Origin of the sequence: Kitasatospora sp. NPDC093550 (genome assembly GCF_044764985.1) — a bacterium.
Lineage (GTDB): Bacteria > Actinomycetota > Actinomycetes > Streptomycetales > Streptomycetaceae > Kitasatospora.
The window spans coordinates 63,691-86,318 of sequence record NZ_JBIWJF010000030.1 but is presented as its reverse complement, the minus strand read 5'-3'; the positions used below and the strand labels follow the sequence as shown (position 1 = coordinate 86,318).

Annotated in this window: 17 protein-coding genes; 10 read left to right on the top strand and 7 right to left on the bottom strand. The window is 74.2% G+C overall.

The features are described from left to right. Nucleotides 1-237: 237 nt before the first annotated feature. The 5 genes from mmuM (at nucleotide 238) to ACIRD3_RS33635 (ending at nucleotide 6,568) form a co-directional block, all read left to right on the top strand. A complete protein-coding gene (gene mmuM / locus ACIRD3_RS33655; RefSeq protein WP_402224131.1) occupies nucleotides 238-1,182 on the top strand; it encodes a homocysteine S-methyltransferase in 945 nt (314 codons plus the stop codon). 182 nt (nucleotides 1,183-1,364) lie between these two features. Beyond that, nucleotides 1,365-2,129 (top strand): IclR family transcriptional regulator, encoded by a 765-nt coding sequence (locus ACIRD3_RS33650; RefSeq protein ID WP_402224130.1) that lies wholly within the window; start codon nucleotides 1,365-1,367, stop codon nucleotides 2,127-2,129. Between the two features lie 285 nt (nucleotides 2,130-2,414). Then, a complete protein-coding gene (locus ACIRD3_RS33645; protein WP_402224128.1) occupies nucleotides 2,415-3,152 on the top strand; it encodes an MIP/aquaporin family protein in 738 nt (245 codons plus the stop codon). Nucleotides 3,153-3,277: 125 nt separating this feature from the next. Next, complete coding sequence (gene glpK / locus ACIRD3_RS33640) at nucleotides 3,278-4,798, top strand: glycerol kinase GlpK (protein WP_402224127.1); 1,521 nt, start codon at nucleotides 3,278-3,280, stop codon at nucleotides 4,796-4,798. Nucleotides 4,799-4,972: 174 nt separating this feature from the next. Beyond that, nucleotides 4,973-6,568 carry an FAD-dependent oxidoreductase gene (locus tag ACIRD3_RS33635; protein WP_402224126.1) on the top strand — a complete coding sequence of 532 codons (1,596 nt, stop codon included), beginning with the start codon at nucleotides 4,973-4,975 and terminating at the stop codon, nucleotides 6,566-6,568. 89 nt (nucleotides 6,569-6,657) lie between these two features. Here the strand turns inward: ACIRD3_RS33635 and ACIRD3_RS33630 are convergent, their stop codons facing one another. After that, nucleotides 6,658-7,878 (bottom strand): amidohydrolase family protein, encoded by a 1,221-nt coding sequence (locus tag ACIRD3_RS33630; protein WP_402224125.1) that lies wholly within the window; start codon nucleotides 7,876-7,878, stop codon nucleotides 6,658-6,660. A gap of 74 nt (nucleotides 7,879-7,952) precedes the next feature. Between ACIRD3_RS33630 and ACIRD3_RS33625 the strand changes: the two genes are divergently transcribed. Further along, entirely contained in the window at nucleotides 7,953-8,576 is a 624-nt protein-coding gene (locus ACIRD3_RS33625; RefSeq protein ID WP_402224124.1) for a TetR/AcrR family transcriptional regulator, read from the top strand. A 65-nt stretch (nucleotides 8,577-8,641) separates the two neighbouring features. Here the strand turns inward: ACIRD3_RS33625 and ACIRD3_RS33620 are convergent, their stop codons facing one another. Together ACIRD3_RS33620 and ACIRD3_RS33615 are read right to left on the bottom strand one after the other, a co-directional pair. Then, a complete protein-coding gene (locus tag ACIRD3_RS33620) occupies nucleotides 8,642-10,030 on the bottom strand; it encodes a gluconate:H+ symporter (protein WP_402224147.1) in 1,389 nt (462 codons plus the stop codon). Nucleotides 10,031-10,032: 2 nt separating this feature from the next. Continuing rightward, the gene (locus tag ACIRD3_RS33615) at nucleotides 10,033-10,587 is read right to left on the bottom strand and encodes a gluconokinase (protein ID WP_402224122.1); all 555 of its coding nucleotides are present in this window, start codon (nucleotides 10,585-10,587) and stop codon (nucleotides 10,033-10,035) included. A gap of 152 nt (nucleotides 10,588-10,739) precedes the next feature. Between ACIRD3_RS33615 and ACIRD3_RS33610 the strand changes: the two genes are divergently transcribed. From ACIRD3_RS33610 to ACIRD3_RS33600, 3 genes are all read left to right on the top strand, one after another. Then, nucleotides 10,740-11,435: a FadR/GntR family transcriptional regulator gene (locus tag ACIRD3_RS33610; RefSeq protein WP_402224120.1), complete on the top strand. Its 696-nt coding sequence runs from the start codon at nucleotides 10,740-10,742 to the stop codon at nucleotides 11,433-11,435. Nucleotides 11,436-11,625: 190 nt separating this feature from the next. Beyond that, entirely contained in the window at nucleotides 11,626-12,114 is a 489-nt protein-coding gene (locus ACIRD3_RS33605) for a hypothetical protein (RefSeq protein WP_402224118.1), read from the top strand. A gap of 43 nt (nucleotides 12,115-12,157) precedes the next feature. Further along, nucleotides 12,158-13,069 (top strand): hypothetical protein, encoded by a 912-nt coding sequence (locus ACIRD3_RS33600; RefSeq protein ID WP_402224117.1) that lies wholly within the window; start codon nucleotides 12,158-12,160, stop codon nucleotides 13,067-13,069. Nucleotides 13,070-13,100: 31 nt separating this feature from the next. Here ACIRD3_RS33600 and ACIRD3_RS33595 read toward each other — a convergent pair whose 3' ends face one another. From ACIRD3_RS33595 to ACIRD3_RS33580, 4 genes are all read right to left on the bottom strand, one after another. Next, complete coding sequence (locus tag ACIRD3_RS33595) at nucleotides 13,101-13,877, bottom strand: metallophosphoesterase (RefSeq protein ID WP_402224115.1); 777 nt, start codon at nucleotides 13,875-13,877, stop codon at nucleotides 13,101-13,103. A gap of 157 nt (nucleotides 13,878-14,034) precedes the next feature. Beyond that, on the bottom strand, nucleotides 14,035-18,597 hold the full coding sequence (locus ACIRD3_RS33590) for a hypothetical protein (RefSeq protein ID WP_402224114.1): 4,563 nt from the start codon (nucleotides 18,595-18,597) through the stop codon (nucleotides 14,035-14,037). 39 nt (nucleotides 18,598-18,636) lie between these two features. After that, nucleotides 18,637-19,512, bottom strand: coding sequence for a hypothetical protein (locus ACIRD3_RS33585; RefSeq protein WP_402224113.1), 876 nt, complete (start codon nucleotides 19,510-19,512; stop codon nucleotides 18,637-18,639). Nucleotides 19,513-19,595: 83 nt separating this feature from the next. Further along, nucleotides 19,596-21,134, bottom strand: a complete 1,539-nt coding sequence (locus tag ACIRD3_RS33580) for a hypothetical protein (protein ID WP_402224112.1) — start codon at nucleotides 21,132-21,134, stop codon at nucleotides 19,596-19,598. Between the two features lie 185 nt (nucleotides 21,135-21,319). Here ACIRD3_RS33580 and ACIRD3_RS33575 point away from each other — a divergent pair, with 185 nt between their 5' ends. After that, nucleotides 21,320-22,471: an IPT/TIG domain-containing protein gene (locus tag ACIRD3_RS33575; RefSeq protein WP_402224110.1), complete on the top strand. Its 1,152-nt coding sequence runs from the start codon at nucleotides 21,320-21,322 to the stop codon at nucleotides 22,469-22,471. Nucleotides 22,472-22,628: the final 157 nt, after the last annotated feature.

Genomic DNA, 22,628 nt, shown 5'->3' with positions numbered 1-22,628 from the left:
TACTCGTCGTACTCGTCGTACTCGGTGCTGTCGTTCGCTCGGTGTTGTCGTTCGCTCGGTGTTGCCGTTCGCCGCTGCGGCTGTCTTCGGCTGTCTCCGGTGCCGCCCAGTGCTGTCGTTCTCCGGTTGAGCACAACGTAGCGATTGCGTTCCCCGGCGGCAAATGCTTTTCCCGGTCGGCGAGGGCGTCCGCCTCCTAGGCTGTGACCAGCAAGGACCACACCAGAGGAGGCCGCCATGCCCACTGCTCCCCCGCCGGACTTCGCCGCGGCGCTGGCCGCCGGTCCGCTGGTGCTGGACGGCGGGATGTCGAACCAGTTGGCGGCGGCGGGGCACGACCTGTCGGACGAGCTGTGGTCGGCCCGGCTGCTGGCGGACGACCCGGAGGCGGTGGTGGCGGCGCACCGGGCGTACTTCGAGGCGGGCGCCGACGTGGCCATCTCGGCGAGCTACCAGGCGAGCTTCGAGGGCTTCGCCCGGCGCGGCATCGACCGGGCGCAGGCGGCGCGGCTGCTGGCGAGCAGCGTGGACCTGGCCCGGGAGGCGGCGCGGGCGGAGCCGGGCGGCCGGCGGCGCTGGGTGGCGGCGTCGGTGGGGCCGTACGGGGCGGTGCTGGCGGACGGGTCGGAGTACCGGGGCCGGTACGGGCTCGGCGTCGCGGAGCTGGTGGCCTTCCACCGGCCGCGGCTGGAGGTGCTGGCGGCGGCCCGGCCGGACGTGCTGGCGCTGGAGACGGTGCCGGACGCGGACGAGGCGCGGGCGCTGCTGGAGCTGGTGCGCGGGCTGGGGGTGCCGGCCTGGCTGTCGTACAGCGTCGAGGGCGACCGGACCCGGGCCGGACAGCCGCTGGCGGAGGCGTTCGCGCTCGCGGCGGAGGTGGACGAGGTGCTGGCCGTGGGCGTCAACTGCTGCACGCCGGGGGACGCGGACCGGGCGGTGGCGGTGGCCGCCGAGGTGACCGGGAAGCCGGTGGTGGTCTACCCCAACAGCGGGGAGCGGTGGGACGCCGAGCGCCGGGGCTGGCGCGGGGAGCCGACCTTCCGCTCGGCCCGGGTGGGCGGCTGGCTCGCGGACGGGGCGCGGCTGGTGGGCGGCTGCTGCCGGGTCGGACCGGACGGGATCGCGGCGCTCGCGGCGGAGGTCGCGGTCCGCCGGGGGCCGTCGGGCGGCGCGGAGGGCTGACCCCCGGCGGGAGGGCGGGGATCGGCGGGAGGGCGGAGATCGGCGGCCGGTACCGGAGGTGAACGGCGGGCCGAGGGCGGGTTACCGAGGGGGAAGGTGCACGGAGTCTGTACGGCCTGGCAGACTCGTCCCGTCACCACTGCGGTCGACAATGTCGACCGCCTGTCCGCGCGGAGGTATCCATGCCCGGCCCGATCCAGTCGCTCTCCCGGGCCGCCGCGATCATGCGTCTGCTGGCCGGCGGCGAGCGCCGCCTGGGGCTGTCCGAGGTCGCGACGGCGCTGGACCTCGCCAAGGGCACCGCGCACGGCATCCTGCGCACGCTGCAGCAGGAGGGGTTCGTCGAGCAGGACCCGGAGAGCGGCAAGTACCAGTTGGGCGCGGAGCTGCTCCGGCTGGGGCAGAGCTACCTGGACGTGCACGAGCTGCGGGCACGGGCCCTGGTGTGGGCGGACGACCTCGCCCGGGCGACCGGGGAGACGGTCTACCTGGGGGTGCTGCACCAGCAGGGGGTGCTGATCGTGCACCACGTCTTCCGGCCGGACGACACCCGGCAAGTGCTGGAGGTCGGCTCGATGCAGCCGCTGCACAGCACCGCGCTGGGCAAGGTGCTACTGGCCTACGACCCGGTCGCGCGCGGGGAGTTGGGCGACGGACCGTACGAGTCCTACACCGTGCGCACGTTCACCGAGGCGGCCGACGTGGACGCCGAGTGCGCGCTGATCCGCGAGCGCGGCTGGGCGGACTCGATCGAGGAGACGTGGGAGGGCGTGGCCTCGATCGGCGCGCTGATCCAGGACCGGCGGCGCAACCCGGTGGGCGCGGTGTGCATCAGCGGGCCGGTGGAGCGGGTCTGCGAGGACGGCTTCGTGAAGCCCTCGCTGGTGGCCTCCGTGCGCAGCGCGGCGCGCGCGATCTCCCGCGATCTGGGCGCCGGCCGGTTCTGAGCGGCGCACTCATTTCGTCACGCTGAGGCGCGGACAGGCGGTGGGCCTGTCCGCGCCTTGGCGTTTTGTCCTGTTTCGGAGCGCTCCGCTGGGTAACTTCGGTGGACCGGTCGAGGCGAGGGTCACAGCTGCGTAACCCCGCCTTGACGCGAGGCCGACCTGGGGAGGAAGCTTCCGCATGACGGTCGACATTGTCGAACGATGGCCGGAGAGATCACTCCCCCAGTGCGCTCACCCGCACAGGGATCGACCGGCCGCCTGCCCCCACCCGCACCTCCGGGCCATATGGACAAGGGAGTCTTTGTGTCCGCGTTCTCCAACGGCGACGTCTTCGTCGGCGAAACCCTCGGCACCGCCGCCCTGATACTCCTCGGCGGTGGCGTCTGCGCCGCCGTGACCCTCAAGAAGTCGAAGGCCGTCAACGCCGGCTGGCTGGCGATCACCTTCGGCTGGGGATTCGCGGTCCTCATCGCCGCCTACATGTCGGCTCCGAAGTCCGGCGCGCACCTCAACCCGGCAGTCACCATCGCGCTCGCGGTCAAGAGCGGCGAATGGAGCCAGGTGCCGCTCTACCTCGGCTCGCAGCTGCTCGGCGCGATCATCGGCGCCGTGCTCGTCTGGGCGACCTACCTCGGCCAGTTCAACGCCAACGAGGAGCCCACCCTCGGCATCTTCTCGACCGGGCCCGAGATCCGGAACCCGTTCCAGAACGTGCTCACGGAGGTCATCGGCACCTTCGTGCTCTGCTTCGCGATCCTCACCATCGGCACCAACGCCGGCCTCTCCCAGTCCGGCACCGGCACCCTGATGGTCGCCTTCACCGTCGTCGGCATCGGCCTCTCGCTGGGCGGCCCGACCGGCTACGCGATCAACCCGGCCCGTGACCTCGGCCCGCGCATCGCGCACGCCATCCTGCCGATCCCCAACAAGGGCGGCTCCGACTGGTCGTACGCCTGGATCCCGGTCGTGGGCCCGATCATCGGCGGCCTCGCGGCCGGCGGCGTCTACAACGCCCTGTTCTAAAGGACCCCTCGTTCCGAACGATCCCTTCCCCAGGGGCGTCGAACCCGCCGAACACGGGGACTGACCGAGAAGCGCGTCAGGCCCACCCACCCCGTCATCCCGACCCGAGCCGAGGACCCACCCCTATGACCTCCACCGGTAACTACATCGCCGCGATCGACCAGGGCACGACCTCCAGCCGCTGCATCATCTTCGGCGCCGACGGCCGCATCGTCTCCGTCGACCAGCAGGAGCACCGCCAGATCTTCCCCCAGCCCGGCTACGTCGAGCACGACGCCACCGAGATCTGGACCCGGGTCCAGTCGGTCGTCCGCGGCGCGCTGGAGAAGGCCGGTCTGACCAAGGACGACATCCGCGCCATCGGCATCACCAACCAGCGCGAGACCACCGTCCTGTGGGACAAGAACACCGGCGAGCCGGTGCACAACGCGCTGGTGTGGCAGGACACCCGCACCGAGGCGCTCTGCCGCGAGCTCGGCCGCAACGTCGGCCAGGACCGCTTCCGCCGCGAGACCGGCCTCCCGCTGGCCAGCTACTTCGCCGGCCCGAAGATCCGCTGGCTGCTGGACAACGTCGAGGGCCTGCGCGAGCGCGCCGAGGCCGGCGACATCCTGTTCGGCACCATGGACACCTGGGTGATCTGGAACCTCACCGGCGGTGTGAACGGCGGCAAGCACGTCACCGACGTGACCAACGCCAGCCGCACCATGCTGATGAACCTGAAGACCCTGGCCTGGGACGAGGACATCGCCGAGTCGATGGGCGTGCCGCTGGCCGTCCTGCCGGAGATCCGCTCCTCCGCCGAGGTGTACGGCGAGGCCGTCGGCGACCTGGCCGGCGTCCCGGTCGCCTCCGCGCTCGGCGACCAGCAGGCCGCGCTGTTCGGCCAGACCTGCTTCGACGAGGGCGAGGCCAAGTCCACCTACGGGACCGGCACCTTCCTGCTGCTGAACACCGGCGAGAAGATCGTCAACTCGTACCACGGCCTGCTGACCACCGTCGGCTACCGGATCGGCGACCAGGCCCCGGTGTACGCCCTGGAAGGCTCGATCGCCGTCACCGGCTCGCTCGTCCAGTGGCTGCGCGACCAGCTCGGCATCATCTCCACCGCCGCCGAGATCGAGACCCTCGCCAACACGGTCGAGGACAACGGCGGCGCCTACTTCGTCCCGGCCTTCTCCGGCCTGTTCGCCCCGTACTGGCGCTCCGACGCCCGCGGTGTGATCGCCGGTCTCACCCGGTACGTCACCAAGGGCCACCTGGCCCGGGCCGTCCTGGAGGCCACCGCCTGGCAGACCCGCGAGGTCGTCGACGCCATGCAGAAGGACTCCGGCGTCGAGCTCACCGCCCTCAAGGTCGACGGCGGCATGACCAGCAACAACCTGCTCATGCAGAACATCGCCGACGTCCTGGACGCCCCGGTCGAGCGCCCGTACGTGGCCGAGACCACCGCCCTCGGCGCCGCCTACGCGGCCGGTCTCGCCGTCGGCTTCTGGAACGACCTCGACACCCTGCGGGCCAACTGGCACCGCGCCGCCGAGTGGACGCCCCGCATGGACGAGGCCACCCGGGAGCGTGAGTACAAGAAGTGGCTCAAGGCCGTGGAGCGCACCATGGGCTGGGTGGAGGAAGAAGAGAACAACTGACCGACAAGCCGGTCGGGGCCCCGTGCCCCGGCCGGCTGCCCGCTGTTCCGGCAGCGGGTGTCACCGAGTTCCACCGGCCCGCCGCACCGGGCCGACCGGCCCCTCCCGGAGGGACCGCACCGCACACGAGAGGAGTAACGGCGCCGCCCGACCCGCGCGCCGTACACAACCACCATGGCAACCATCCCGACCCTGGGCGCCGAGCGCACCGCCGGCCGCACCGCCTCCCGCGCCGAGACCCGCGAGCTGCTCGGCAAGGCCACCTACGACCTGCTGGTGATCGGGGGCGGCATCCTCGGCACGGCCGTCGCCTGGACCGCGTCCCAGGCCGGCCTGAAGGTCGCCATGGTCGACGCCGGCGACTTCGCCGGTGCCACCTCCAGCGCCTCCTCCAAGCTCGTCCACGGCGGTCTGCGCTACCTGCAGACCGGCGCGGTCAAGCTGGTCGCGGAGAACCACAAGGAGCGCCGCGCGCTCTCCACCGACGTGGCCCCGCACCTGGTCAACCCGCTGACCTTCTTCGTCCCCGTCTACAAGGGCGGCCCGCACGGTGCCGCCAAGCTCGGCGCCGGCGTCTTCCTGTACTCGGCGCTGTCCGCGTTCCGCGACGGCATGGGCCGGGTCTCCACCGCCGCGCACGCCGCCCAGCAGGTGCCCGCGCTGCGCACCGAGGGCCTGCGCTCGGTGGCCGTCTACGGCGACCACCAGATGAACGACTCCCGCGTCGCCGTGATGACCGTGCGCGCCGCCGTCGACGCCGGCGCCGTGGTGCTCAACCACGCCGAGGTCACCGGCCTGCGCTTCACCGGCGGCCGGGTCACCGGCGCCGAGCTCCGCGACCGCCTGGACGGCGCCGAGTTCGGCATCAACGCCCGCCTGGTGCTCAACGCCACCGGCCCGTGGGTCGACCACCTGCGCCGGATGGAGGACGCCGGCGCCGCGCCGTCGATCCGCCTCTCCAAGGGTGCCCACGTCGTGGTCAAGCGCCGCTCGCCGTGGCGCGCCGCGCTGACCATCCCGATCGACAAGTACCGCGTCTCCTTCGCCATCCCGTGGGAGGACCACGTCCTGCTCGGCACCACCGACGAGGAGTACACCGGCGACCCGAAGGACGTCCGGGCGACCGACGCGGACATCGACCAGATCATGGGCGAGGCCGCGCACGCGATCCGCGACGAGCACCTCGACCGCGACCTGATCACCTACTCCTTCGCCGGCCTGCGCGTGCTGCCGGGCGGCCCGGGCGACACCGCCGCCGCCAAGCGCGAGACCGTCGTCACCGAGGGCAAGGGCGGCATGCTGTCGGTCTCCGGCGGCAAGTGGACCACCTACCGCCACATCGGCCGCACCGTGCTGGAGAAGCTGGCCCACGTGCCCGGCACCAGCATCGGCGAGGACATGTCCCCGATCGCCCCGACCGTCCCGCTGCCGGGCGTCGGCGCGCCGAACGCGGTGGCGCACCGCCTGCTGATCGACCGTGAGCCCGGCTCGCGGATGGAGCCGCTGGTCGCCAAGCACCTGGCCAGCCACTACGGCACCCTCTCCTTCGAGATCGCCCGCCTGATCGACGAGAACCCGGAGCTCGGCCGGCCGATCCACGAGGACGGCCCGGACGTCTGGGCGCAGGTCGCGTACGCGGCCGACAACGAGTGGGCGTACACCACCGACGACGTGCTGCGCCGCCGCACCACGATGACGGTGCGCGGGCTGGACACGCCGGAGATCCGGGCCGAGGTCGAGGCCTTCCTGGCGAAGCGTGGGGCCAAGTAAGCACAGCCTCGCGAAGCGTGGGGCCGGGTAAGCAGCTTGCTGCCGGCGGGCGGGCGTTCCGGGATGACCCGGAACGCCCGCCCGCTTCTTCACACGACGACGCCGGCCTTGACCACGTGCTTCAGGTGCCGCTCCGGGCGGGTGAGGACGGTCAGGTCGGTCAGCGGGTCGCCGTCGACGACCAGCAGATCGGCGTGCGCGCCCGGGGCGAGGGTCCCGATCTCCCCCGCCATGCCGAGCAGCCGGGCCGCCGTGGTGGTGGCCGAGCGGAGCACGTCCGCGATCGGCTGGACCTGGGCGCGGAGGGTGAACTCCTCCAGCTGGGCCGGGTGCAGCGGGCCGAGCAGGTCGCTGCCGTAGACCAGGTCGACGCCCGCGTGGTGGGCGCGCTCCAGCGCCTCCAGGCCCCGGTCGCGGACCTCGGCGAGCTTGCCGACGGAGGCGGGCGGCAGGCCGGAGGCGGCGCCGAGCCGGGCGGTCTGCTCGTAGGCGACCAGGGTGGGGACCAGGAAGGCGCCCTTCTCCCGCAGCAGGGCGATGGTGCCGTCGTCCAGCAGGTTGCCGTGCTCGACGCAGCGCACCCCGGCCCGCAGGGCGCGGTCGATCGCGCGCGGGTGGTAGGCGTGCACGGTGACGTAGCGGTTGTGGTTCTCCGCCTCCTCGACCGCCGCGCGGATCTCCTCCTCGCTGTACTGGACGGCGGCGATCTCGTCGTGCGGGGAGGCGACGCCACCGGAGAGCAGCACCTTGAGGTGGCGCGCGCCCTTGCGGAACTCGTCCCGGGCGGCGGCCCGTACGGCGTCCACGCCGTCGGCGATCCGGCCGAAGTGGGGCCGGGCCTCGCAGCAGGGCAGGGCGTCGTCGCCGAGCGGGCGGAGGTCTCCGTGGCCGCCGGTCTGGGACAGCGCCTTGCCGCCGTGCAGCAGGCGGGGGCCGAGGGCCAGGCCCTCGGCCAGGGCGCGGGCCATGCCGTGGTCCGCGCCGCCGACGTCGCGAACCGTGGTGAAGCCGCGGCGCAGCATCCGCTCGGCCTCGGCGAGGGCGCGGACGGTCGCGTAGCCGGGGGTCCAGTTGGCGACGTCGGGCAGGTCGAGGCTGGTGACCAGCAGGTGGACGTGGGCGTCGATCAGGCCGGGAAGCACGGTGCCGCCGGCCGCGTCGACCACCCGGACGCCGTCGGTCGCGGCGGGTGGCCGGCCGGTGCCGGTGGCGGCGATCCGGCCGTCGGCGGCCTCCAGCCAGCCGAGGTCGGTGCGGGTGCCGTCCTCGGGGTGGAGCAGGTGGGCGTCGGTGATGAGCAGTCGGGTCATGCCGGGTCCCCTCCGGTTCAGTACGGGCCGTATTGAATACGACCTGTACTGAATACACCATGTATCGTTCTCCTGTGAACCCGTCCCCCACCGATTCCGCCGCGCCCCGGCCGCCCCGCCGCCGGGTCCACACCCGGGCCCGGCTGCTCGCCGCGGCGAGCGAGCTGTTCCTCACCGTCGGCTTCGCGCGGACGAGCATCGAGGACGTCTGCGCCGCCGCCGGGTACACCCGTGGCGCCTTCTACTCGAACTTCGGCAGCAAGGAGGACCTGCTGCTGGCGCTCTTCGACGACCGGGCCGCCGAGCGGATGGCCGAGCTGGAGCGGCTCGCCGCCGCCTGCGAGGGGCTGGCGCCGCGGGAACGGGCCCGGCTGCTGGTCGAGGCACTGCTGCGGGTCGAGCCGGCGGAGAGCGGATGGATCCTGCTGTTCCTGGAGTTCCGGCTGGTCGCGGCCCGGTCCGCGGCCCTGGCCGAGCAGGTCGCCGCGCACGACCGGGCGCTGGCGCTGGCAGCGGCGGACGTCCTGGAACGGGCACTGCCCGAGCTGGTGCCGGCAGGCGCGGACGCGCGCCAGGCGGCGGCGGTGATCCTGGCGGCTCGCGAGGGGCTGCTGGCCCGCACGGCGGCGGGCGGCGCGGTGGCCGAGGAGCTGATGGCGGCGACGGCGGCGGTACTGTCGGGCCTGCTGGGGGACTGAGGCGAACGCCGAAGGGGCGGCACCCGTGACCGTACGGGTGCCGCCCCTTCACGCGGGTACGGCGGCTAGACGATCAGGCTGAGCGGCAGGATCAGGGCGATCGCGACGACCGAGATCACCGTCTCCATCACCGACCAGGACTTCAGCGTCTGCCCGACGCTCATCCCGAAGTACTCCTTGACCAGCCAGAAACCGGCGTCGTTGACGTGTGAGAAGAACAGCGAGCCGGCGCCGATCGCGAGCACCAGCAGGGCCGCGTGGGTCGAGGACATGGTCGTGGCGAGCGGGGAGACGATGCCGGCCGCGGTGATCGTCGCGACCGTCGCCGAGCCGGTGGCCAGGCGGATCAGCACGGCGATCAGCCAGCCCAGCAGCAGGGCGGAGATGTGCCACTTGCCGGACCACTCGCTGACGGCGTTGCCGACGCCCACGTCGATCAGGGTCTGCTTGAAGCCGCCGCCCGCGCCGACGATGAACACGATGCCCGCGATCGGGCCGAGCGACCTGCCGACGGTGTCGGAGATCCGGGCCTTGTCGAAGCCGGCCGCCCTGCCGAGGGTCACCATGCCGAGCAGGGTCGCGGCGAGCAGGGCGATCAGCGGGGAGCCGATGAAGTCGAACACCCGCTGGGCCAACGCCTTCGGGTCGTCGATCACCACGTCGGCCAGCGCCTTGCCGAGCATCAGCACGACCGGCAGCAGGATCGTCGCCAGCACCGCGCCGAAGGACGGGGTGCGCTCGCGCTCGGCCGGCCGCTCGGGGGCGACGGCCGCGGGGATCTCCAGCGGGCCGACCCAGCGCTCGGCGAGCCGCGCGAACAGCGGGCCGGCGATGACCAGGGTCGGGACGGCGATCAGCAGGCCGAGCGCCAGGGTGACGCCGAGGTCGGCCTTCAGCGCGTCGACGGCGACCAGCGGGCCGGGGTGCGGGGGCACCAGGCCGTGCAGCACCGACAGGCCGGCCAGGGCCGGGATGCCGACCCGCATCAGCGGCACGTTGCCGCGGCGGGCGACCAGCAGCACGATCGGGATCAGCAGGACGACGCCCACCTCGAAGAACAGCGGCAGGCCGAGCACGGCCGCGATCAGCGCCATCGCCCAGGGCAGCGCCTTGTCGCCGGTCCGGGAGAGCACGGTGTCCGCGATGGTGTTGGCGCCGCCGGAGTCGGCGAGCAGCTTGCCGAGCATCGCGCCGAGACCGATCAGCAGGCCGACGCCGGCCACGGTGGAGCCGAAACCGGTGGAGAAGCTGCTGAGCAGCTTGTCGAAGGGAGCGCCCGCGACGGCGGCCAGCAGGCCGGAGCCGAGCGTGAGGGCGAGGAACGGGTGCAGCTTCAGCTTGGTGATCAGTACGACGATCGCGCCGATGCTGAGCAGCACCGCGATGAGCAGCTGGGAGTTGCTGCCGGTGTGCGGCAGGGCCGGTGGGGCGGCCGCCAGCAGGGTGGGGGACAGGCTCACGCGAGGTCTCCATTGACGGGCCGCAGCAGTGCCGCGGCCATCTCGACGAGTTCTTCGGGGGACGGGCCCACGTCCAGGACGGCACCGCGCTCGTCCGCCTCCAGGGGTTCCAGGGCGGCGTACTGCGAGTCGAGCAGCGACGGCGGCATGAAGTGGCCGGTGCGGTGGCTGAGCCGGTCCTCGACCAGCTCGTGGCCACCGCTGAGGTGCAGGAAGAAGGCACCCGGGCAGGCCGCGCGCAGGGTGTCGCGATAGCGGCGCTTCAGCGCCGAGCAGGTGACCACGCCTCCGACGCCGTCCTCGGTGCGCTCCCGGAGCCAGGCGCCGATGGCGCGCAGCCAGGGGGCGCGGTCCTCGTCGTCCAGCGGGGTGCCGGCCGACATCTTGGCGATGTTGGCCGCCGGGTGGAAGTCGTCCGCCTCGGCGAAGGGGAGGCCGAGGCGGTCCGCCAGCAGGCGGGCCAGGGTGGTCTTGCCGACGCCCGAGACACCCATCACCACGATGGTGAGGGGGGCCTGCGGGAGGTCGTGGTTCTCGACGCTGAGAGCCATGGGGTGCTGCTCCTTCGTTGCCTGGCCGCCACTATCGCCTCAAAGATATGACGTATTCAAGTGCCGGAAACCAAATCGTCATACTTTTAAGGTGTGCGCTGGATCGCAGGGCGACGAGAGCGCTCACGAACCCGACGACTACGCTTGGGCGGATGGAGATCCAGGGGCTGCCCAGGCGGCTGCTTGACGAGCTCGGGCCGGCGATCGCGTCCGGGGAGATCCCCGAGGGCGCGGTCCTGCGCGGGGAGGAGCTGGAAGAGCGGTTCGGGGTGTCCCGGACGGTGGTCCGCGAGGCCGTGCGGATCCTGGAGGGGATGCGCCTGGTGGCCTCCCGGCGGCGGGTCGGGATCACCGTGCAGCCGAAGTCGCTCTGGGACGTCTTCGACCCGATGGTGATCCGCTGGCGCCTGGCCGGCACGGACCGGCCCGCCCAGCTGCGCTCGCTCGGCTCACTGCGGGTGGCCGTCGAACCGGCCGCGGCGGCGCTCGCCGCGGTCCACGCCAGCGACGACGAGCGGCGCGAACTCAGTGCGCTCGCCGTGGAGTTGACCGTCGCCGCGCGCGACGCCGACCTGACCACGTTCCTCCGGCACGACATCGCCTTCCACGCCCTGGTGCTGCGCGCCTCCGGGAACGAGATGTTCGCCCACCTCGGGGACACCGTGGGGGCGGTGCTCACCGGGCGGACCGAGTACCATCTGATGCCCCATCAGCCGGAGCCGTACGCGATCCGGCTGCACCGCGAGGTCGCCGACGCGATCTGCTCGGGCCGCGGCGAGGAGGCCGAGCAGGCGATGCGGACGATCGTCACGGGCGCCCTCGCGGAGCTCAACCAGCAGTTGGGCTGACCACCGGCCGGTCGCGGGCCGACTGCGAGTCGCCCGTGAGCCGACTGCTGCCCGGTTGGCGTGTTTTGGCGGTAGTTCGGTGGATTCGGACGCATACTCCCGGTTCGGCGGGGCAGAGTGTGCCGAGGGGGCGCGCAATGCGAGCGCCCGTTCCGTGTCCGCCGCCGAATCCGCGCCCGGGGGTTGCTCGATGTCCGTGCCACGCCGCCGTCGCCGCCTGCCCGACGAGGTGCGCGCCGCCGCAGTCCGGGCGGTGCTCTCCCTCGCCTTCACCCTGGTCGGCGTGGTCGTCGCGACCCTGGCCTCGTACGCGGGCAGTTCGATGCTGGCCCCCGCGCTGATGGCGATGGGCCTCGGGGTGTTCGCCACCATGTGGTGCCTGCTGGAGATCCTGGTCTCCCGCCAGGTCGCCGCCCAGCGGATGCGGGCGCCCGGCTCGGCGCACCCGATGTCGGGCAGCCGGGCGCCCTCCGAGCCGCTCGCGGCCCGGCCGTTCCCGCGGCCGGGGGCGGGTGGCGGCCGGGGTGGTGGCGGCGCGGGCGGGGGCGGCGGCGGGGGCGGGGGCGGCTCGGTGTACCAGCAGCCGTACCAGTCGGTCTACCACGAGCCGTCCCCGCGGCCGTACGGATCGCCGCAGCAGCCGCCGCACCAGCCACGGGTGTCGACCACCCCGCCCTGACACCGGGGGACGCGTCGTCAGAGCGCTCGCCTAGAGTCGGATCATGAAGTTCTTCCGTTCCAAGCCCGAGCTCCAGTACGACCCCGACCTCGTCAACCTGACGGTCGACCAGGCCGATCACCTGCGTGAACTGGTGCGCCGGTACCACGCCGACACCGGGGTGCAGGTGACGGTCTCCGGGCAGACCCTGCGGCGGGCCGAGGGCACCAACAACCTGTACAACCTCGCCGAGTTCTGCCGCGGCACCGACCGGAGCGACTGGCCCGGGATCGTCGCGCGGCACTTCGGCTCCCTCCTCGGCGCCGCCAGGACGATGCCCGGTGGCGCCGACGAGACCCTGAGCCGCGTCTACCTCCGGCTCGTCGCCGACGACGCGTTCCCCGCCGAGATCGCCTCCGCGTTCAGCTACACCCGGCCGGTCGCGACCGGCCTGCTGGAGGCGCTCTCGGTCGACCTGCCCGACACCGTACGGACCTTGGACGACAAGGCCGTCGCCGAGGTCGGACTGGAGCGGCTGCGGGCCGCCGGGCGGGCCAATCTGATCGCCGACCCCGTCGAGTACGAGGCCCTCCAGGGCCCGACCGAGGACTCCACCCTGTACGCCGTGCACGGCGACTCGATGTTCGTGGCCAGCAAGGCGCTGGTGCTGGACGAGCTGGCCCGCGCGGTGACCGGGCGCGAACTCCCGGAGGAGGGCGCCCTGTTCATCGTGCCGAGCCGGGAGTACCTGTTCTTCCACCCGCTGGTGGAGCCGCAGGTCGCCGGTGCGGTCAACGACCTGGCCGACATCGCCCTGCGCGTCCACTCGGAGAACCCGGGCCCGCTGTCGCCCCGGCTCTACTGGTGGCACCGCGGCACGGTGACCAACCTGACCCGCATCGACGAGGCCGAGCGCTCGTTCTCGATCCAGCCGCCCGCCGAACTCATGGCGATCCTGCGCCGGTTGAACGGCTAGCGGATCCGGTCGGCGGCCGGCGGCCCGGGGGTCAGTCGACCGGGACGACCCGGTAGTGGGTGGTGATCCGGCGGTCGCCGTCCAGGACGTGGAAGGCGAGCATCGGCGGGTGGTCGAAGGTGATGCCGCGCCCGCCCTCGCAGGGCAGCGTGACGGTGGAGACCACCCCGGGCGCGACCAGCAGCGGCAGGCCGGCGAAGGTGGTCGCGGCGGGGGTGTGGGAGTGACCGCAGAGCAGGCCGGCCACCCGGGGGTGGGCCCGCAGCACCCGCGCCAGGCGCACCTCGCCGAACTGGCGGATCCCGTCGACGGCGGGCAGGTGCAGCTCGACCGGCGGGTGGTGGAAGGCCACCAGGGCGGGCAACTCGGTGCGCCCCGCGGCGAGTCGGCCGTCCAGCCAGTCCAGGGTCTCGTCGTCCAGCAGGCCGTCGGGCCGTCCCGGTACGGACGAGTCCAGCATCAGCACGTCGGCGCCGGGGAGTTCGTGCAGGCGGTTGACCGGGCCGGGCTCGCGCCCCTCCCCCGGTGACTCGCCGAGCAGCACCTCCCGGTACGGCGCCCGGGCGTCGTGGTTGCCGGGGCAGGTGAGCACCGGGTGCCGCGAGGTCAGCACCTTGGCCACCTGCCGGTACTCCTCGGGCAGGCCGTGGTCGGCGAGGTCGCCGGTGACCAGCACGCCGTCCAGCGGTCCCGGCAGGGCGTCGAGGTACGCCATCACCTGCTCGGCCCGCCGCCGGGCGCGCTTGCCACCGTCCCGGCGGCGGACCTGGCCGAGGTGGATGTCACTGAGGTGCGCGATCGTCAGCATGCCGGTCACGCTAATCAGTTCACGCGTGGACGGGAACCTCCCGAGAGCGGGCGGGAGCCTCCCCAGAGCGTGCGGGAAACCCGTGAGAGCGGGCGGGAACTCCCGGGACGGTCCGGGAGACTCCCGGGGCCGTCCGGGAGCCCCCTCCGGGCACGGCTCACGCCTGGGCGGGCGCCTCCGCGGGCCGCTTGAACATCCGGGTGGCGGTGATCTCGCCGTGGATGGCCGGGCCGTCCGGGTCCGGCGCGGCGGGCAGGCCGGGGCGCAGGTGCTCCTCCACCGAGATGTACTTCAGGCCGGCCCGCAGGTCGGCGTCGTTGCGCAGACGGATCACCAGCGGGAACTCGGCGAGCGCCGTGGTGTCGAACAGGCCGGTGGTGTAGATCAGCTGGACGCCGAGCGCGTCGGCGACGGCGCGCTGGAGCTCCAGCAGGTAGGTCGCGTTGGCGCGGCCGATCGGGTTGTCCAGGAACAGCGTGCCGGCGTGCCGCAGCTGGGACTGGCCCCGGTCGTTGGCGCGCAGCGCGGCCATCGTGCAGTAGAGCGCGATGGCGGCGGTGAGCAGCTGGCCGCCGGAGAAGACGTCGGACATCTGGCCGACGCTCACCCGCTCGGCGCGCAGCACCGCGTCCGGCTTGAGGATCTCGACGCTGACGCCCTTGGGGCCGATCGCGGCGGCGACTCCGCGCAGCAGCAGGGACATGCCGTCGCGGCGCAGGTCGCTGTTCTTCCGGACGGCGGCGCGGGTGGCCTCGTCGATCACCTCCCCGAGGCGCTCGACCAGGGTGGCGTGGTCCGGGTCCTCGAAGCGGATCCGGAGGAACTCCTGGCCGGACCACTCGCCCAGGCCCTCGGGCAGCCGGGAGAGGCGCTGGGCGGCGCGCAGGGTGGTGAGCGAGGACTCGACCAGGCCGCGCAGGCGGTCCACGATCGAGCCGCGGTTCTTCTCCAGCTGGGCCAGCTCGTCGGTGAGCACCCGCAGCCGGGGCGCGAAGGCGGCGGCCCACGCGGCGGCGTGCTCGGGCAGCGCCGAGGCGGGCAGTTCGCGGATCTGCTGACGGGCGGGGGTGCGGACGGCCTCGTAGCGGGCCGCGTTGGCGTGCCGGACGAGGGCGTCGGCGGCGTCGCGGACGGCGAGTTCGGCGCTGGACAGCTCGCCGGCGGCGGTGCGCAGGCCGCGGCGGGCCTCGGTGGCGCCGGTGCGGGCCTCGGCGAGGGAGCCGAGGTACGGCTCGACCGGGTCCTCCGGGTCCTCCTGGTGGTCGCGCAGGCCGTCGCGGAGCTGGCCGGCCAGTTCGTCGAAGTCGGCGGCGGCGGCCTGGGCGGTGTCGAAGGTGCGCTGCAGGTCGGCGTGCGCGGTGCGGGCGGCGTCCAGGGCCTCGCGGCGTTCGGCGAGGCGGCTGGTGGCGGTGCGCAGCAGGGCCTGGGCGTGCTCCGGGTCGGTGGGGACGAGGTCCTCGGGCAGCTCGGTGTGCGCCTCGCCGTCGGCGGGGGCGGAGCGCTCGGCGTCGCCGCGCAGGCGGCCGAGGTGCTCGCTGGCGGCGGCGGAGCGGGCCTCGATGGTGGCGACCAGTTCCTCGGCGCGGGCGGCGGCGGCCTGGCGGGCCGGGCCGTCGGCGCCGTCGGGGCTGCCGAGGAGTTCCTCGGCGCGGGTGCGCACCTTGTTGGTGAGGCGGTCGAGTTCGGCCGCGGCGGCGGCCTCGTCGCCCTCGGCGCGGGCCTGTTCGGCGCGCAGGTCGGCGCCGACGCCGACCTTCTCGTACAGCTGGGAGGCGGCGCGGTAGGCCTCGCGCAGGGCGGGCAGCGCGGCGGGGGCGGCCTCGGCGGGCTCGTCGGTCTGCTCGGAGGCCGGGATCTCGGCGCGTTCGCCCCGCAGCGCGCGGGCGGTGCGGCGGGCGTCGTCGGCGGCGCGCTGGGCGGCGCGGCGGTCCTCGTCGCAGGTGCGGGCGCGTTCGGCGCACAGGGCCTGGCGGCGGTCGCACTCGGCGGCGTCCTCGGCGAGTTCGCGCTGGCGGCGCGCCCAGTTGGCGCGCTCGCGCAGGCGGAAGGCGAGGCCGGAGAGGGCGTCGGCGCGGCGGCGGGCGCGCTGGGCGGTCTCGCGGTGCTCCTCGTGGGCGGAGGCGGCGGCGGCGTGGTCGGTCTCGGCCTCGTCGTGGTCGGCGCGCAGGGTGGCCAGGGCGGCGGCGGCCTGCTCGGCGTGCTCGCGGGCGGCCTCGGCGGCGGCGGCGAGTTCGGCGAGGGTGCCGGGCGGGCAGCTGGCGTGCCAGGAGGCGAGGCGGGCGGCGAGGGCGCGGTCGGCGCCGAGGCGGCCGGCGAGTTCGCGGATGTGCTCCTCGCGGGCGCTCGCCCGGGCGCGCAGCTCGCGGCGCTCGCCGTCGGCGGCGGACTCGTCGTGCATGGCCGGGTTCGGCGGCACCAGGAAGAACGCCGGCTCGTCGGTGATCGGGGCGATCAGCGAGGCGGCGGCGCCGACGGCCACGGTGGAGCGCGGCAGCAGCGCGGCGGCCTGCAGGGCCTCGCGGGCGCGCTCCAGCGAGGACGGGTCGGTGACGACGACGCCGTCGACCAGTTCGGGGCGGGCGGCGAGGATGGCGTCGTGGTCGGCCGGGTCGACGGACTGGGCGAGGTAGCGCCAGCCGGGCAGCGCCGGGATGCCGTGCTCGGCGAGGTACTCGACGGTGGCGAGCACGTCCGGGCCGGGCGGCAGCAGGCCGCCGTCGCCGAGGGCGGCGAGGATGCGGGCGTCGTCGGCGGCGGCCGTGCGGAGGTCGAACAGGGTGCGTTCGGCGGTGGCGATGGCCTCGTCGAGGAGCTCGCGCAGGTACTCGGCGTTGCGGTCGAGCACGGCGGGGGTGAGGAAGCCCGCGTCCTCCTCGGCGCCGTCCTGGTACGGCGTCAGGGAGAGCAGGTCGGCCAGGCGCTGCTCGGTGGCGAGCAGCGCGGCGGTGCGCTGCTCGCCGGCCAGCGCGCGGGCGGCGTCCTTGCGGGCGTCGCCGGCGCGCTCGGCGGCGAGTTCGGCGCGCGAGGTGGCGGCGGCGGCCTCGCGCAGCCGGCCGGCGGCGGCCTCGGCGGCCGTACGGGCCTGGGCGAGCGCGGCGGCGGCGGCCTTCTCGACGTCGGCGGCGTGCAGCGCGGCGCGGGCCGGGTCCACGTCGCCGTCGGCGTCGATGAAGCCGGCCTCGACGGCGGCTTCGGTCTCCTGCTCGACCTCGGCGAGGCGCTGGCGCAGGTGCTCGGCCTCGCTGCGGGCCTTCTGGGCGGCGGTGGCGGCCTCGGTGGCGTCGGACTGCGCCTTGGCGCCGTCCTCCTGGAGCTCGCCGGCCCGCTGCTCCTCGGTGTCGGCGCGGGACTCGGCGGCCGCGGCGGCGGCTTCCAGGGCGCGGGCGAGGGCGGTCGCGGCGCGGGCGCGGGCGGCGAGCGCGGGGGCGGCGTCCAGCTCGGCCTCGCGGATGGCGGCGGCGACCCGGCTGACCCGGTCGGCGGCGGCGCGCTGGCGCAGCACGGCCTCGGCGGCCTGCCAGGCGGAGTGCAGGGTGCGGGCGTCGATCAGCTCGCGGCGCAGCGCGGCGGCCTCGGCGGTGGCCGCGGCGAGGCTCAGCGTGGCGTGCCGGTAGGTGAGTTCGTCGGTGATGAGGCTGTGCCGGGTGCGGTCGGACTCGGCGGCGGTGACGGCGCTCGCGGCGGCGGCGACCTCGATGGCGAGGTCCTGGGCGCGGTCGCGTTCGGCGGCGGCCCGGGAGGCGAGGGCGTGGGCGAGGCGGCGGGTGCGGCGCTCGGCGGTGCGGTGGGCCTCGCGGACGGTCTCGCGGGCGGTGGTGGCCTCGGCGATGCGCTCCAGGAGGTCCAGCGAGCCGGCGGTGAAGTCGCGTTCGGCGGTGAGTTCGGCGCGGCGGCCGAGCTTGGCGGCGAAGCCGTGGACGAGGTCGGCGAGGCCGTCGGTGTCCCGGGTGTCGGTGACGGCGCGCAGCAGCAGGTCGGTGAAGTCGCTGTCGTGCTTGACCGCGAAGAGGCCGGCCGCCTCGCCCTCGTCGGCGTTCATCTCGCGCTGGTAGCGGAAGAGTTCGGGGTCGAGGCCGAGTTCGCCGAGGTGCTCGGTCCAGCGGTCGTGGCCGTCCTCGAAGACCAGGTCGAGGTACGGGTGGGCCTTGCCGGCCTCGGTGAGGGCGTCGCGGAAGCCCTTCATGGTGCGGCGGCGGCCGCGGGCCTTCTGGTCGCCGGCCAGGCTGACCCGCTCGGCGACCGGCAGGGAGTCCAGGGTGAGGCCGGGGCCGGGGCGGAAGGAGTACCAGGTCTCGGCGAACTTGCGCGGGTCGGAGGAGACCTGGCGGCCGCGCCACTCGCTGACCTTGCCGACCACGATCAGCTCGCCGGTGACGGTGTGCTGCCACTCCAGGGCGACGTGGCCGCAGTCGTCGGCGAGCAGGAACTTGCGCAGCACGCCGGAGCTGGCGCCGCCGAGCGTGTTGCGGTGGCCGGGCAGCATGACCGAGAAGATCAGCTTGAGCAGGACGGACTTGCCGCCGCCGTTCTCCAGGAAGAGCACGCCGGCCGGGGCGGGGCGGCGGACCGGGCCGTCGACGTCCTCGCCGAACAGGCCGATCTGCTGGGGTGCCGGGTCGGCGACGGGCTCGCCGACGCCGCGCAGGTCGAGCACCGTGTCGGCGTAGCGGGCGCCGGCCGGTCCGATCGAGTAGAGGCGGACCCGGTTGAGCTCGTACATGTGCGGCGGTTCTCCGTGGCTTCCGTGACGGGGTTCGGTTCAGAGCGAGTGGAACGGCAGGCCGGCGTCCGCGACCAGTTCGTCGGAGGTGTCCGGCGGCAGCAGGCTGGCGGTGCCGTCGGAGACCGGGACGACGCCCAGGTCGAGCAGTTCGGCCATGGCCGCGCTGCCGGCCAGGTCGCGGACCTGGAGCTGGTAGCGGGCGGTGGTGCGGTAGGTGCCGCCGGAGTCGTCGGAGACCTTCTGCAGGAAGCCGGAGTCGACCAGGAACATCACCGCCTTGGCGACGATGCCGATGGTGGAGCCGGAGAGCCGGCGGGCGTCCTTGGTGGCGCCGGTGGCGGTGCGCCGGGCCCAGACCCGCCAGGCGGCCTCCAGGCCGGGAGCGTCGGACTGCGGATCGGTGTTGGCGCCCTCCGCGTCGGCCTGCTCCTCCAGGCGGCGGCACGCCTGGCGGACGAAGGCGTCGACGCCGTTGACGGTGATCCGGCCGAGGTAGGTGTCGTCGGCGAGGTCCTCGGGGCGGGGGAAGGCCATCGCGGCGACGGCCAGGTGGGCCAGTCCGTGCAGGAAGCGGTCGGTGGACTCGGAGGCGGCACGGCGCGAGTAGTCGCCCATCCGGACGGCGAACAGCGAGTCCTCGGCGGCGGCCACGGCCATGCCGGCGCGCGGCGAGACCTCCAGGACGACCAGGCCCATCCCGGTGGCGATGGCGTCGGCGAGCCGGGCGAACGGCGGGTCCTCGCGGTGGCGGCGCACGAGCTCGGCGTACTCGACGTCCCGGGCGGGCAGCAGCTTGGCCTGGAGGCCGAAGGAGACCAGCCGGGCGGCGTCGGCGACGTCGGCCGGGGTGATCGGCGCGGGGGCCGCCGGTTCGGTCTCGGTCGCCCAGGACGCGTCGTGGTGGGTCGTCACGGGCGGTGCTCCTCGGGGATGGCGGTGGTACGGGTGTTCGGGTGCGTCACGGCCGGTCGGCCGTTCTCGTGCGTCACGGCCGGTCAGCCGGCGTCCTTGCGGTCGGCGGCCATGCCGACGGCGTCGAGCAGGGCGCTGCCGACGATCAGGTCGGCGCCGCCGAACTCCGGGTCGCGCAGCGGAGTGCCGTCGTCCACGGCGAACAGCAGCCGCTCCTCGCCCTGGCGGTAGGCGGTGCCGACCGGCGGGCTGGCGGCGTGCACGGACAGCAGGGCGACCAGGTACGGCAGGTCCGGGTCCTGCTTGCGGGCGTCGGCGAGCAGTCCGGAGAGCCGGCGGGGGGCGTCCGGGGGCAGGTCGAGCAGGACCAGCGCGGCCTCCAGCTGGGCTTCGGAGAACCGGCTGTCGTCCGGGGTGGCCACCAGGTCCGGGTCGGGCAGCTCGGCGCCGAGGTGCTCGCGCTCGACCGGCGGGGTGAGCAGCAGGTCGACCAGGTCGGCGACCCGGACCGAGACCGGGGTGCGCAGGCCGGTGCCGCGGGCGAAGAAGGCGCCGGTGGGGCGGACGGCCTGCTCCACCGGCAGCCGCAGCACGGGCGCGAGCAGCTGCCCGTACAGGTCGATGCCGCTGCGGGCGCCGGGGGTGGCGAAGGCCTGCCGGTCCTGCTCGGCGCGGAACAGCGGGCCGGCCTCCAGCAGGCGGGTCTGCAGCTGGGTGTGGCGGCGGATGCAGTCCTTGACGATGTCGACCAGCTCGGCGGCGCGGCGCTTGTGCTCCGGCTCCTCGGCCTCGTCGCGGGCCTTGCGGATGTTGGTGAGAATCGCGTTCTCGTGCCGGTAGCGGTCGGCGATGTGGTCCAGCGCCTCCTCGATGAGGTCCGGGACGGCGCGCATCCAGTCGACCGCCCGGACGTTGCGGCGGGTGGCGTCGAGGGCGCGGCGCAGCGTCTCGGCGTACTGGACGGTGCGGTAGCGGGCCTGCTCGGCGGCGAGCTGGGCGTCGGCCAGGCGGCCGCGGCGGATCAGCACCTCCAGCTTGACCTCGGCGGCGATCTGGGCCGAGGTGACGTCGGTGTCGAGCGCGCCGACCAGGACGTTGACCGCCTCGTCGGTGGTGCGCAGGTAGACGCCGCCGTCGGGGCCGGGGACCTCCTCGATCAGCTTGAAGTCGTAGTCGCGGCGGACGTACTCGCCGTCCGCTCCGAAGGTGCCGTAGACGGCGCGGAAGCCGCGGTCCACGCTGCCGACGTTGATCAGCGACTCCAGCACCCAGCGGGCGACCCGCTCGTGCTCGACGGCGGGGCGGCCGACCGCCTGGGCGGCGACCCGGGGCAGCAGGCGGGCGAGGACTATGTCGCGGTCGGCCCCGGTGTCGAAGTCCATGTTCAGGGTGACCAGGTCGATCGCGGCGAGGCCGACCTCGGCCATCGCGTAGCCGCCGTACTCGCCGGCCAGGTTGACCTTGCGGTTGTCCAGGTCGTGCAGCGGGGCGGTGCAGGCCAGCGCCTTCAGCCGGCGGGCCAGGCCCTCGTCGGCGGCGGGGCCGGGCGCGGGGCGCGCGACGACCGGGCCGGCGGACGGTCGGGTGCCGGGCTCGGTGGGCGGGTCTGCGATGGCGGTCACGGGGGACAAGATTAGAGGTTCGCACCGACATCGACCGAAACGGACCTTGCGGGCGGGCGGAGCGGCAGGTGGGCGGCCGTCCGGGGATCGTTTTCAGAACGGGGTTTCGACGATATCCCGCCATTCTCGAACCGACATTCGAGAAAGCCGTGAGGGCGGCGCAATGGTTCGGTGATGATCGACCTATGATCACCCGACTGGCCAAAGCGGGCCTTGCCGCCGCGCTGTCCGTGACCACCCTCACCACCGGCGCCGTGCTCACCGCCGGCACCGCCGCGGCCGCGACGGCCGCCTCCAAGGGCGCCGCGACGGCTACCTCGAAGGCCGCCCCCAAGGGCGCCACCAAGGGCACCACGACGGCCACCTCGCCGGCCACCCAGAAGGCCGCCACGGTGTCGTCCTCGGCCCAGCACGTGACCGTGTCGCAGAGCGGGAACTACCCCGGCGGCTTCTTCACCTCCGGCACCATGTCGGCGAGCTGGGTGTCCGCCGGCACCGCGGACCTCACCGGCCCGACCCACTTCACCGTCGACCTGCCGCCGGGCGTCACCACCGACGGCGCCATGTTCTACTCCACGCCGTACGACTACACCTTCACCGAGACGCTCTCCCCCGACGGCCGCCACCTGGAGGCCGTCCTCACCGGCACCCGGGTGGTCGGGAAGAGCGAGTTCATGAAGCTCAACCTGCGCACCACGCCCGGTGTCCCGATCACCGGCGTGATCACCGTGACGGCCGGCAACCCGAACGACACCGACCCGACCGGCCACATCTCCCGCTACGACCTCGGCAGCGGCGGCTACCTGCCGGCCACCGTCCAGGCCGCCCCGAGCGTCACCGGCCTCGGCACCACCACCGGTCCGGGCACCGGCGGCACCGCGGTGACCGTCAGCGGCAGCAACCTGGCCCACGGCATGGTGCTGGTCGGCGGCGTCCCGGCGGCCGGCAGCTGCACCGACACCGCCTGCACGGTGACCACGCCGGGCGGCTCGGGCAGCGCCCCGGTCCGCGTGGTGACCCCCGGCGGCACCGCCACCGCGGCGGCCGGCTTCGACTACACCGGCGCCGCTCCCCCGGCCCCGGCCGCGCCCGCGGTCAGCAGCCTGTCCCCGAGCAGCGGCCCGGTCGCCGGCGGGACCAGGGTCAACGTGATCGGCAGCAACCTGACGTACGGGACGGTCGCGTTCGGCGGCGTGCCGGCCACCCACGTCTCCTGCGGCCCGTCCTTCTGCACGGCCACCGCGCCGGCGGGTACCCAGCCCGGGCCGGTGAACGTCACGGTCACCACGGCGGGCGGGACCAGCACGTCGGTGGCGACGTACACGTACACGGCGTAGCGGACGCCACGCACACGGCGCGGCGGACGCGCGCGGTGGAGCGGGCTCCAGCGGTGCCCGGGCGCTTCGGCGGCCGGGCACCTTCGTGCTTTCCGGGGCCGGTTCGTCGGCGTCGCTTCCGCGGCTCCGCGCCCCGGGAGGCAGAGTTGAACATGTT